Consider the following 12,769-nt stretch of genomic DNA (forward strand, 5'->3'; position numbering starts at 1 on the left):
CCCGCACTGGTGGAATTGCCAGTTTTTTAGGCATCGTCAAAATATACAGGATGACGGTTTAAAGGGACGTGAATCCCTGCCGTGACCACCGGGTAATCGGCGTCAGTCTTTCTGTTCGCGCTCGGCCAACATGATCGCAATGATTTCGCCCATGTATTTTGTCGCACGCATCGGGGTCATCCCCCCGACGCCAACACGCGTCGCAGAGCGCCACCAAAGACCGGGCCGCCAGTCGCGCGTATGCGGTTTTGTCAACCGCAGTAAAAACCCGTTTGACGGCTTGAAGGCAAAAGCCCCCCGGTCGATTGATGATATATCTTCGATGCGAACCAACACGGTGCCCGCATCGTCGCGCAGTTCGGTGCGCGTCAATTCAAGCGTTTGGCGGGTCGATTTGCGCATCGCATTCGCAACCGTGAGCGAGCCCGCACCAAGCGCGATCAAAAACACCTGCCACCCCAACGATGGCGGCGAAACGATGGCCACGTAAATCACGAGGACCGCCAGAAAAGACAGCATGCCGATCCCGAGAATACGTCGCCCCATGGAGGGTGCAACACGTGCCAGAACTTCGTCTTCGGTTTGGTGTGCCATGCCTGCGCCTTGTCTGTGACTGGCGCAGTTCCTACCGTGCAAGCCCTATGCCTCACAAGCGCAATCGGATTCAGACCTTGCGAAAAAGCCTTGGCAGCGCCGTGCGCAATGATTTTGGCCGGTAGGACCGCATCAAAACAGCGCGCAACCGGACGGTCGGGTGCAGGTTGCCGGCATCACACGGCCCCGCTCGCCATGCAACAAGCCATGGAAACAGATGGTACAACCGGTTCAGGCGGTACATGTCCTGCGCCACGGCGACCGCGTCAATCGCAGCGTCCGGAATTTGATGCCCCGGCTTCAGCTCCAACCCCGCGCCGGATGCCGCCTTAAATATCCAACCCAGCGATGCAGACGCGAGACCTTGCGGTGCAACCGAGCCTCCAACGATGCTGTGATTGCCCGCAAACCAAACCTGTTGATAGTGGCGCGTATCACTCTGATCACCGCGATTGAGCCCCGGACCTGCCTCTGACGGGTCAAGGTTATCCCACAGGCTTGGTGTGAACAGCCTGCGTTTTTCATCCAAGGCCAGCGCATGACGGGCCTGTTCCACGAGATGCGACAGCGACGTGTCATGAAACGCATGGCGCCTATTCCACACGGTGGCGAGACGGCCCAGAACCATACTCGGGATCCCCAGCGCCCCCACTGTGTCCCACACCCCAAGGTATGTGATGCGCACCAGATAGCTGTGATCGGCACGTTCGATCACATCGACCGCACTGGTCGCGTAATCAGGCGACAACCGTCGCCGTTTGGCCCGCACATGCGGCATATCAGGCGCATTGCGTGGCCCCCGTGAGCGGTAGAGCCGAAAGGCGGACGCCAGGTTTTCCGGCGTCGGATCGGATAAGATACCGCATTTTCGGATCTTCCCGACCAAGGATCGCGCGGTATATGCTCCGCGCGAAAACCCGAATATCATGATCTTGTCACCCGGTTGATAAACCTCACACAGGGCGAGATAGGCGATCTTGATATTCCGGTTCAGACCCCAGCCGAAAAACCCGCCCCCCACCTTGGAAAGCCACCGCCCCAGCCCGCTCACCATGCCGCTGCCGGTGCCGACGCCGGGGACATAGATGATCTTTTGCGTTTTGGAGTCGGCGCAGGCCCCGGCCAGTCGCGCCACATGCGTGCGTGCGCCGCTCTCCAGCGTGCTCCATGTGCCATCGCAGAATATCGCAATCACGGCCATTTGCTTCTCCTCATGAAAGCTCTAGACCTACCCTCGAAACGCTGGGGGCCGGTTACGCCACCGCGCGCTGCTTTAATCTCAGTGGGGCGTTTTCGCGTGCAAAGGGATGAATGATGACAAAACCAATTGCCTTTCTTGCTGTGCTGCTCTGCCTGACCTTTGCAGGGTCCACCCTCTGGGTGCCTGACTTTGGCGGTTTTGACGCAGACCAGTTTCCCATTCCGCAAATGGACCCGCCGGTGCAGCCCGCAGGCTATGCCTTTGCGGTCTGGGGCATCATTTATCTGTGGTTGCTGCTGGGGATGGGGTTTGGCCTGTGGAAACGACGCGAGGACCCAACGTGGCACGCCATGCGCGCCCCGCTCTGTGTGTCACTGGCGGTCGGGTCGATCTGGTTGCCGGTGGCTGTCGTCAGCCCGGTCTGGGCCGCCATTCTGATCTGGGCTATGTTGATCCCCGCGCTGATCGCGCTGTTTCGCGCGCCACGCGATGATCGGGGCTGGGCGCTGGGGCCGGTCGGCCTTTATGCGGGCTGGCTGAGTGCTGCGAGCTGTGTCGCCCTCGGGCTGGTTGCAGCGGGCTATGGATACCTTGGCGATGAGACGGCTGCGTTTGTGTTTATATTCATGGCGTTACTTATTGCCTCAGCCGTGCAAAATCAGCTGCGACGCGCCCCGAGCTATGGCATCGCCGTCATCTGGGCACTGGTCGCAATCGTTGTGCAGAATATGACCACCTACCCGACCGTTGCAGCGCTTGCCGGGGGTGGTGCCTTGGCCCTGATCCTGCCGGTCTGGAAAGCATGGCGCGCTGGAAACGCCACGCAAACCTAGTCCTTACGCCGCCCGTCCGTGTGTTTGCGCAGCTTTGAGGGCGGCGCTTTCTTGCGCCCTTTATAGGGGTTGGAGTCGTTCTGACCGCGCATCCACAAACGGATCGGTGCGCCGGGCATATCAAAGTCGACCCGCAATCCATTGACCAGATACCGGCTGTAGCTTTCGGGTACTTTATCAGGGTGCGAACACATCACGACAAACCCCGGTGGGCGGGTTTTGGCCTGCGTCATATACCGCAGCTTGATCCGTTTGCCTTGCGGTGCGGGCGGTGGATGCGCCTCCAACATACCCGCGAGCCAGCGGTTCAGCTGCGCGGTGGTCACGCGGCGGTTCCAGACCTCATAGGCGCGCAGGATTGCCGTGTGCAGCCGATCAAGCCCCCGCCCGGTCCGCGCCGAGACCGTGACCAGGGGTGCACCGCGCAGTTGTGGCAAAAGCCGCTCAAAACTTTCGCGCAGGTCTTTCAGCTTAGCTTGTTTGTTTTCCTCAATGTCCCATTTGTTCACAGCGACGACAACAGCACGCCCCTCGCGCTCCGCCAGATCAGCAATACGCAAATCCTGCTGCTCAAAGGGGATCGCGGCATCCAGCAGCACGACGACCACCTCTGCAAACTTCACAGCCCGCAGACCATCACCGACCGAAAGTTTTTCCAGCTTTTCCTGCACCTTGGCCTTTTTACGCATGCCCGCCGTGTCGAATATCCGCATGGGGATCACGTCCCCCTCAGGTCCGACCCAATCCATACGCAGGGAAATAGCATCGCGCGTTATCCCGGCTTCGGGACCGGTCAGCAGACGATCCTCGCCCAGTATCTGATTGACCAGCGTGGATTTGCCCGAGTTTGGCCGCCCCACTACCGCGACCTGCAACGGCTTATTGGCGGTCGGCATGCGGATGGCTGCCTCCATGTCGCCGCTGTCTTCGTCAAGGGTGACATCAATCTCCGGCGCATCTTCGGCAGCCCGCTCGGCGTAGGCGTCCGCCAATGGCATCAGATGGGTATAGAGATCATTCAACCCCTCACCGTGTTCCGCAGACAGGCGGATCGGCTCCCCCAGACCGAGGCTATAGGCCTCAATCACACCGGCATCCGCCGCCGCACCTTCGGATTTATTGGCCGCCAGAATGACGTGCCCCGCGCGTTTGCGCAGAATATCGGCAAAGACCAGATCGGTCGGCGTAATGCCGACCCGCGCGTCCACCATGAACAGGCAGATGTCTGCCATATCAACCGCGCGCTCGGTCAGGCGACGCATCCGGCCCTGAAGGCTGTCGTCGGTCACATCCTCAAGACCGGCTGTGTCGATCACCGTGAACCGCAGGTCCGCCAGCCGCGCCGCCCCTTCGCGCAGGTCTCGCGTGACGCCGGGCTGATCGTCCACGAGGGCAAGGCGCTTGCCCACCAAACGGTTGAACAGCGTGGATTTGCCCACATTGGGCCGCCCTACGATGGCGAGCGTGAAAGACATGGCAAAAGCTCCGGATGTCAGGGATTATCCTGCGCTTTACCCCAAAGCCGCGTCAACGGAAAGCATGCAATCGGCCATTTGACGACACGACATAAAGAACGCCGCCCGCAACCACCGGGCTGGTCGTCGCACCGCCCGCGATCTCAATGCTGTTCACCAAGGCCCCGCCGGCCGGATCAAAGCTGCGCAGGAACCCATCATTAGAGGCCACATAGAGCCGTCCACCGGCCAATATGGGCCCATGGTGGGTATAAATTTCTGCACGTTTCCTTGGCCTGTCTTTTACAAAACGCGACAGGGGCACGCCCCAGATCCGGCTGCCGTCAGAGGCATCAAGGCGCAGCAATTCATTCAAATCAGACAGGACGAAAATACTGTCGCCCGCAGCCACGATATTACCCGCAGCCCCCTCGTTGGCCGTCCACACCCGCGCACCGGCATCAAGCGTAAGTGCCACAAGACGCCCTGACTGGTTGCCCACATAAACGCGGTTTCCTACGATCATCGGGGGCGCTGTTACATCGCCAATGTTCCCAAGTGCAGTGCCGAGCCGCTCGCCGCGCACGGACGCATCCCAACGCCGCAAACCGCCACGACGGAACACGGCCTGAACCTCGCCGGAGCCGAAGGCAAACACGGCGAGATCACCTGCCACGGCAGGGGCCGGTGCACCCAGCACATTGGTGACATCTGGCGAGGCCGTGAGTTGCCACAAAAGCCGCCCCTCATCCGCCGTCACAGCCCAGCCGCGATCATCACCAGCGGTCAGATAGACGATACCGTCGAATACCGTGGGCGTCCCGGAGGCAGTTCCGTCGAGGCGCTGACGCCAAAGCTCGGCACCGGTTGCCGCATCAAGAGAGACCAAGTTGCCATATCCAAGCGACACGAAAACGCGCCCGCTGTCAAAGGCCAGACCACCGCCTGTTGCCTGTCCGCTGCGATCCCTTGCGGGGCGCACATCTGACTGCCAGACCGTTTGTCCGGAAGGAGATGTCGCCGTGACTAGCGCCTCGGCATCAAGGGTGTAAATCAGCCCACCGCCCACGACCGGCGTTGCGACAATTCTCTGTTTGCGCCCATCGCCGGCCCCGATATCCGCCGACCAGATCTCGGTGATCTGCGACGCCAATGCGGGATGCGCCGTACGGAATTCCGGGCTACCCATCGCCTGGGGCCAACTGGCATTTGATTGCACCGCCTGCAGAGAGATGGCACGCGCCTCATTCTGAATCGCGAGGGTCTCAGACGCATCCACCCCGTTCAGCACTGAGTCGACGCTTTCGCGTTTGCCGGGCAATATGAAGTCATCCTCCGCACAGGCGGAGAGGAAAACCGTTGCAACGAGTAACACAGACAAAGGTCGAAAAAGACGCTTTTGGGTTGCAAAAAACATAAACTTCATTCCGCCCCATTTACCCGCTGCAGTCTGCGCGCGGCTATCCCCAAGCTGCGCGCCATGCCGGTTCAGTTCCCCAAATCAGGAAGGTTATCCAGCTCGGGCGTCCCACCGAGCGCCACAATCACCTGTAAGGCGCGTTGTTGCAAGTCCGCGCTCACGCCCGCTGCCTGCAGTATGGACTGATACTGTGCGAGGGCGGCATCCGTGTTGCCAGCTGCGACCTCCATCAGCGCAATCTGTTCCTGTGCCAGAAACGACAGCGGCGCACCGGGTACGGCCAGCGCTTCCAGTTGCTGGCGACGCTCTGACGGATCCATCGTGTCGGCCTGCAGGACAATCGATTTAAAGGCTGCAATCTGACGGTAGATTTCAGGCACATCACCGTCTACGGCCACTTGCTCAAGCGCTTGCAAGGCTGTGTCGGTCTCACCGGCCTGCTGCGCCTCGGCGGCTGCCAGAAGGCGCACAACGGCTTTGGCCGTGGGTGTTTCGGCATTAATGGTGTCAAGGCCAGCCTGACGCGTCGCGGGTTCGCCCAACGACAAAGCGTTCAAAATCTGATCGCCCAGACGTTCGGCCTCAGCACGCGTCTGCGCTTTTCGGTACTCGCTCCATGCAGCGCCACCAACGATCAAAACCACGACCAAGGCCGCAACCCAGCCATAACGGCGCAGCATCAGGTAAAACTTGTCGCGACGGACCTCGTCGTTGACTTCATCGATGAAACTGTCTGTGTCGCTCATATTGCCCCGCCAAAGCTCGCTTGTCGCTCCTCTTACAGTGACCGGACGGGCAAGCCAAGACCCTGCACTTTCTATCCGCGCGCGCCATTGCACTCAGTCGGAAAAATCTTTAAACTGAACTGATCGGTTTAGCGCAAAAACCAGTTTTCAAACGTCACAGAATACACCCGATGCGGCGCATTGACGGCTGGAAGTTCATAACGAGGCAGTTTTCATGCGTATTTTTTCCATCATTGCAGCGATTGCAGTGGCGGCAGCTTTGTATTTTGCCATCGTTGATCGCGGTGCTTTGCTTGCTTTGTTCGGGCAGGATGCGTCAGCGGAAGACACGGACGATTCGCAAGACACGGGTGCTGAGGAAAACGCGGCGGCCAGTGATCTGGTCAGGGTGGTCGTGCAAAAATCCATAGCGCAGGAAATCGACACAGCCGTTTCACTGCGCGGAGAAACCCGCGCTGCTCGCGTTGTGGACGTCAAATCAGAAACATCCGCCACCGTCGTTTCGGAGCCTCTGCGCAAAGGTGAAAATGTGGATGAGGGGCAGCTTTTGTGTCGGCTCGACGAATCCACCCGTGGGACGGCTTTGGCACAGGCTAATGCGCAACTGAACGAGGCCCGCGCCCGTGCGCCTGAAGCCAAGGCACGCCTCGATCAGGCGATTGCCCAACTGGCCGAGGCGCGCATCAATGAAAATGCTTCGACCAAGCTCAGCGCAGGCGGGTTTGCCTCAACAACGCGCGTGGCAAATGCGGAGGCCAATGTCGCAACCGCTTTGGCGTCGGTTGAATCTGCACGTGCCGGTGTGCAAGCGGCACAGGCCGGAATCGAAGGCGCGCAAGCCGGTGTTGCAACGGCCGAAAAAGAATTGGAACGCCTCATGATCCGCGCGCCCTTCTCGGGTATTTTGGAAAGCGATACCGCAGAACTCGGCACCCTTTTGCAAGCCGGTGATCTGTGCGCGACGGTGATACAGCTTAATCCCGTCAAGCTGGTGGCTTTCGTGCCGGAAACCGAGGTGGCGCGGGTCAAGGTCGGCGCGTCAGCCCGCGCGACGCTCGCCACCGGTCAAGACAACATCACCGGTCAGGTGACATTTCTGTCGCGCGCCGCAGATGAGACAACGCGCACCTTCCTCGTTGAGATCGAGGTTGCGAACACCGGCATGAACATCTCTGATGGTCAGACCGCAGAGATTATGGTCGCGGGCGAAGGTGCAACGGCCCACCTGCTGCCACAATCCGCCCTGACATTGAACGATGACGGCGTGCTGGGCATTCGCAGCATCGACGAAAACGCCATCGTCGAATTTCATGCCGTGCAACTGCTGCGCGATACTGCGCAAGGCGTCTGGCTGACCGGGTTGGCGGACAGCGTTGATGTAATCGTTCTGGGTCAGGAATATGTGATTGCGGGCGTGCGCGTTGCCCCCACCTACCGGGATCTTGTGCAATGACCGGCATCGTCGACTGGGCCGCAGGACGCGCACGCATGATCGTGGCGTTTATCCTGCTGAGCATTGTTGTCGGCGCCTACTCCTACACCACGCTGCCGAAAGAAGGTGAGCCGGACATCGAGATACCGGCGCTCTTCGTCTCGGTGCCCTTTCCCGGCATCTCCGCCGCAGACAGCGAAACCTTGCTGGTCAAGCCGATGGAGACGGAGCTTGCCGACCTTGACGGGCTGAAGGACATGAGCGGCACCGCCGCCGAAAACTACGCGGGCGTAGCGCTTGAGTTCGAATTTGGCTGGGACAAGACGAAAATCCTCGCCGATGTGCGCGACGCCATGGGCAAGGCCGAGGCGAAATTCCCCGATGGGGCAGAGCAATATTCGATCAATGAGATCAACTTTTCCGAATTTCCGATCATCATCGTGAACCTGTCGGGCCCCGTGCCGGAACGCACAATGGTGCGCATTGCCAAGGACTTGCAGGACGATATTGAAACGCTGGATGCGGTGCTGGAGGCAGGTATCGCCGGGTCGCGCGATGAGATGCTGGAGGTGCTGATCGACCCGCTGCGTCTTGAGGCCTACAACGTCACCGCCAGTGAGCTGATCTCGACCGTACAGAACAACAACCAGCTGATTGCCGCCGGTGAGGTGGATTCGGCCCAAGGCACATTCGCCGTCAAAATCCCCTCGTCGTTCGATGAACCACGCGATGTCTACAACCTGCCGGTCAAGACCAATGGCGACCGCGTCGTGACGCTGGGCGATCTCGCACAGATCAACCTCACCTTCGAAGACCGCTCAGGGACCGCGCGCTTTGACGGGGAAACCACGGTCGCCTTGCAGGTGGTCAAACGCAAAGGCTTCAACCTGATCGACACCGCCGCACTGGTCAAAGATCTCGTGGCCGAGAAAAGCGAACGCTGGCCGGAGGGGCTGCGCTCGGCGGTGCATGTGGGTACGTCAAACGACCAGTCGCGCATCGTGGACAGCATGGTGCAGCAGCTTCAGGGCTCCGTGTTTACGGCGATTGCGCTGGTGATGATCGTCTCTCTGGCGGCCCTTGGCATACGCGCCTCCCTGCTGGTGGGTTTTGCGATCCCCACGTCTTTCCTGTTGTGTTTCGCCTTTCTCGCCGTGATGGGCATCTCCATCTCGAACATCGTGATGTTCGGACTGATCCTTGCGGTGGGGATGCTGGTGGATGGCGCCATCGTGGTCGTTGAATATGCCGACAAGCGCCAGCAAGAAGGCGTGGGGCCCATGCAGGCCTATGTGGAGGCGGCCAAACGGATGTTCTGGCCCATCGTGTCCTCCACCGCCACAACGCTCTGTGCCTTTTTGCCGATGCTCTTCTGGCCCGGCGTGCCGGGCGAATTCATGGGGATGCTGCCCGTCACACTGATCTTTGTGCTTTCGGCCTCGCTGGTCGTGGCACTGATCTATCTGCCGGTCATGGGCGGCGTTACGGGTCGGCTTGAACGCTGGATTTCGCAGTACATGCAAGAGGTTGCGGGCCTTGTGTGGTATTTGCATCTCGCACTTTTCCCGATTGCCGCCCTCATGCTGACGACGTTGGCCGGGCTGTCGCCGGTGTTTGACGGTATCAGCGCACGGTTTGCGGCGATGGAAGGGCTGAACCTGCTCGGCTCCGTGATCCCGACCTTCTTTGTGGTCTTCTTGTTGCTTGTGGCGGCAGCGGCCTGTGTGGCCATTGCCATCGGCGGTTTTCTGGTGCTGCTGGTCTCAACCTTCGCGCTGTTGACGCGCATGGGACGCGCGGGCCGCTGGCTGGCGGCGCGGCTCTTCAGCGCCGAGCCTAAGCAGATCACCGCAGGCTATCGCCGCTCCGGCTTTGGCCATGTGATGGCGGCAATCGTCGGGAACCCGGCCATGCCGCTGGTGATGGCGGGGGCGGTTTTCGTCTTTGTCGGCACGGTTCTGATCTACTTCACAAACAACAACAACGGCGTTGAATTCTTTGTGGAATCCGAACCCGAACAGGGCATTGTCTATGTGCTGGCGCGCGGCAACCTGTCGCTTGAGGAAAAAGACGTGCTGGTCAAAGACGCCGAAACCATTGTGCTGGCCCATCCCGGCGTCATGAACGCGTTTTCTTTCGCAGGCGAAGGCGGGTTGAACACGGATACCTCCGGTGCCGCCTCCCCGAACGACATGATCGGGCAGGTTCAGTTTGAGACGATCCCCTGGGGTGATCGCGCAGACCGGCCAGAACTTGACGGCAATATCGTGATTGCCGAACTCAGCGAGCAATTAGCGCAACTGCCCGGCATCAAAACCGAAATCCTCGAAGTGGCGCAAGGCCCCGCATCGGGCAAACCCGTCCATCTGCGCCTCAAGGCAGACAGCTTTGACACCCTGACAGAGGCCACGAAAGTCGCGCGCACACAGTTCGACGCCACCCCCGGCCTGACCCTGATCGAAGACACGCTCCCCCTGCCCGGCATCGATTGGCAAATCGACGTAGATGTGGAAAAAGCGGGCCGCTACGGCGCTGACGTGCAGATCGTGGGCGCGATGGTGCAGCTTGTGACACGGGGTCTGCTGCTTGACACCATGCGCATCGACAGTTCGGACGAAGAAATCGACATCCGCGTCCGCCTCCCGGCTGAGGATCGCTTCCTGTCCACCCTCGACACGCTCAAAGTGCGCACCACCGATGGGCTGGTCCCGCTCAGCAACTTCATCACCCGCACGCCGGTGCCAAAACTGGCCGAAATCAACCGGATCGCTCAAAAGCGGTACTTTGATGTGAAGGCGGATGTGGCACCGGGGCTGGTCAAGGTGGTGGGCGATCCCGATGGCACAGGCGGCGAGCTTACCCTCGCCATGCTGCGTCCAGCCGGCGCTGTGGCGGATGTCACCGGACCGGACGGCACAGGCTACAGTTGGACATTTCGGGCTGATATCGAGAGCGACGCGCTGCAGTCCGGGTTGGACGAGGGGCGCTTCAGGCTGGTGCCCGTGAATGCAAACGAACGTATCGCGGTTCTGACGGCGTGGCTTGACACCAATCCCCTGCCTGATGGTGTTGAATGGGAATGGACCGGCGATCAGGAAGAACAGGCCGAAAGTGCGGCGTTCCTGCAAACCGCCTTTTCCGCCGCGCTCGGTTTGATGTTCATCATCCTGCTGGCCCAGTTCAACAGCTTTTACAACGCCGTCCTCGTGCTTGTGGCCGTGGTTTTGTCGACCACGGGCGTGTTGATCGGGATGCTGGTGATGGATCAGACGTTCTCCATCATCATGACCGGAACGGGGATCGTGGCACTGGCAGGCATTGTGGTGAACAACAACATCATCCTGATCGACACCTATCAGGAATACAGCCAGTACATGCCCCGGATCGAGGCGATCATTCGCACCGCCCAAGCCCGCATTCGCCCCGTATTGCTGACCACGATCACCACCATGGCAGGTCTTGCGCCGATGATGCTCGGGCTCAGCCTGAACTTTGCCGATGGTGGGTACACGGTTAACAGCCCGACAGCGCTGTGGTGGAAGCAACTCGCCACGGCGGTGGTCTTTGGCCTCGGCATTGCGACGGTGCTGACGCTGGTGGTGACACCGTCGATGCTGGCCATCCGCGTCTGGGCCACGACCTATGTGCGCTGGGTCGCCACGTTGCTGGCCAAGCTGTCACTGGGGCGCGCCTCACGGGCGGCACGCGACTGGGCACTGGAACGCGATGCCAACCGCGTCTCAAACACCGAGCTGATCTGGGATGACACGCCTGCCCTCCGCCCCTCGGACACAACGCTGAAAGCCGCCGAATGAGGCACCTCACAGCACTGTGACGGACATCTTGCCAGCGCCGTGCTAGCTTGCGCGCGAATATCAAAGGAGAATACCAATGCCGAACACTGCCGCCATCGCCGGACTGATCACGATCGTCAGCGCAACCAGCGCTTTTGCGTCCGATCTGATCGAAAAGACCAGCCCCCATGCCGTGGGTTTCACAATGGACCGCCTTGAGGCGGCTGTCACCGGGGCCGGGGCGACGGTTTTCGCGCGCGTGGACCACGCTGCCGGTGCTGCATCCGTCGATCTGGAGCTTGCGCCCTCGCAACTGCTGATCTTTGGCAACCCCAAACTGGGCACGCCCGCAATGCAGGGCGGTGCGACGGCTGGGCTTGATCTGCCCCTGCGGGTTCTGGCCTATGAGGATGACGCAGGTGTCGTGCATGTGGTCTATCACGATCCGGCCACCCTCGCCGCGACACACGGCCTGCCTGCGGATGCGAAATACATCCAGATGATGACCGGCGCGCTGGACAAGCTGACGTCAAAGGCCATCGCCGCTGAATAGAAAAACGCATGGTTTTCAGCCTGCAGCCTTCAAGGCTGCGGGTTCAAATCGCGGGTCGCAAGCAGGCTCGCCGCTGCGATCATCAGACCCCCACAAAGCCTGTTCACCCGTTGAAAAGACACGCGCTTGAGCCTGCGCATCGCACGTGCGCCCGCCCAGCCCCAAAGAAGTAAAATCGAGCCATCGACAATGATATAGGTCGCGCCCAGTATGAAAAGCTGCGGCAGGACCGGCATCGTGGGATCGATGAATTGCGGGAACAAGGCCCCGAAAAACACCACCGCAAACGGATTGGCCATGGAGGTGAAGAACCCTTGCCGAAACAGTCGGAAAGACTGGCCCGTGGTATTGGCCTCGACCTCAGGCACTTGCGCCTTGGACAGGATCAACTGCACACCGATCCAAGCAAGATAGGCCACCCCGGCCCATTTGATCCACGTAAAAGCACTTGCCGATGTCGCGATAATCGCCGCCAGCCCAAAGGCGGCAGCGGTCATTTGCAGGCAATTGGCCGTCAAATCGCCCGCAATCGTGAACAGGCTGCGCCTTACACCATAGCGGATGCTGTTTGAAATGATCAAAAGCTGGCTCGTATCGGGCGGCGTCGCAAAGAAAATGGCCACCGCGGTGAGATAGAGAAGATAGGTCTCGATTGCCACGCGCTGTCTCCTCGATGTCGGTTGCCCAGCTTAGGCCCGTTGGCCGCAATTGGTCAAACACAGTCTGCGCGCATGATTTGGCA

10 protein-coding genes are annotated in these 12,769 nt (G+C 60.2%); 4 read left to right on the forward strand and 6 right to left on the reverse strand.

Features of this window, described 5'->3' with window-relative positions:
- Positions 1-102: 102 nt before the first annotated feature.
- Both RLO149_RS14255 and RLO149_RS14260 read right to left on the reverse strand, forming a co-directional pair.
- Positions 103-594: a hypothetical protein gene (locus RLO149_RS14255; RefSeq protein WP_013962801.1), complete on the reverse strand. Its 492-nt coding sequence runs from the start codon at positions 592-594 to the stop codon at positions 103-105.
- Between the two features lie 70 nt (positions 595-664).
- Positions 665-1,795: a DUF2235 domain-containing protein gene (locus tag RLO149_RS14260; RefSeq protein WP_013962802.1), complete on the reverse strand. Its 1,131-nt coding sequence runs from the start codon at positions 1,793-1,795 to the stop codon at positions 665-667.
- A gap of 113 nt (positions 1,796-1,908) precedes the next feature.
- Here RLO149_RS14260 and RLO149_RS14265 point away from each other — a divergent pair, with 113 nt between their 5' ends.
- On the forward strand, positions 1,909-2,628 hold the full coding sequence (locus tag RLO149_RS14265; RefSeq protein WP_013962803.1) for a tryptophan-rich sensory protein: 720 nt from the start codon (positions 1,909-1,911) through the stop codon (positions 2,626-2,628).
- On the opposite strand, the gene der is transcribed toward RLO149_RS14265, so the two are convergent.
- The 3 genes from der to RLO149_RS14280 form a co-directional block, all read right to left on the reverse strand.
- On the reverse strand, positions 2,625-4,103 hold the full coding sequence (der, locus tag RLO149_RS14270; protein ID WP_013962804.1) for a ribosome biogenesis GTPase Der: 1,479 nt from the start codon (positions 4,101-4,103) through the stop codon (positions 2,625-2,627). The two genes, RLO149_RS14265 and der, sit on opposite strands and share 4 nt — an antisense overlap.
- 52 nt (positions 4,104-4,155) lie before the next feature.
- On the reverse strand, positions 4,156-5,508 hold the full coding sequence (locus tag RLO149_RS14275) for a PQQ-like beta-propeller repeat protein (protein ID WP_013962805.1): 1,353 nt from the start codon (positions 5,506-5,508) through the stop codon (positions 4,156-4,158).
- Positions 5,509-5,570: 62 nt separating this feature from the next.
- Positions 5,571-6,248: a tetratricopeptide repeat protein gene (locus tag RLO149_RS14280; protein ID WP_013962806.1), complete on the reverse strand. Its 678-nt coding sequence runs from the start codon at positions 6,246-6,248 to the stop codon at positions 5,571-5,573.
- A 214-nt stretch (positions 6,249-6,462) separates the two neighbouring features.
- Here RLO149_RS14280 and RLO149_RS14285 point away from each other — a divergent pair, with 214 nt between their 5' ends.
- The 3 genes from RLO149_RS14285 (at position 6,463) to RLO149_RS14295 (ending at position 12,027) form a co-directional block, all read left to right on the forward strand.
- Positions 6,463-7,701, forward strand: coding sequence for an efflux RND transporter periplasmic adaptor subunit (locus tag RLO149_RS14285; RefSeq protein ID WP_013962807.1), 1,239 nt, complete (start codon positions 6,463-6,465; stop codon positions 7,699-7,701).
- Positions 7,698-11,495, forward strand: coding sequence for an efflux RND transporter permease subunit (locus RLO149_RS14290; protein ID WP_013962808.1), 3,798 nt, complete (start codon positions 7,698-7,700; stop codon positions 11,493-11,495). The genes RLO149_RS14285 and RLO149_RS14290 overlap by 4 nt, the downstream gene beginning before the upstream one ends.
- Before the next feature lie 76 nt (positions 11,496-11,571).
- Positions 11,572-12,027 (forward strand): DUF302 domain-containing protein, encoded by a 456-nt coding sequence (locus RLO149_RS14295; protein ID WP_013962809.1) that lies wholly within the window; start codon positions 11,572-11,574, stop codon positions 12,025-12,027.
- Positions 12,028-12,056: 29 nt separating this feature from the next.
- On the opposite strand, the gene RLO149_RS14300 is transcribed toward RLO149_RS14295, so the two are convergent.
- Positions 12,057-12,686, reverse strand: a complete 630-nt coding sequence (locus tag RLO149_RS14300; protein ID WP_013962810.1) for a LysE family translocator — start codon at positions 12,684-12,686, stop codon at positions 12,057-12,059.
- Positions 12,687-12,769 lie beyond the last annotated feature (83 nt).

The organism is Roseobacter litoralis Och 149 (genome assembly GCF_000154785.2).
Classification (GTDB): Bacteria; Pseudomonadota; Alphaproteobacteria; order Rhodobacterales; family Rhodobacteraceae; genus Roseobacter; species Roseobacter litoralis.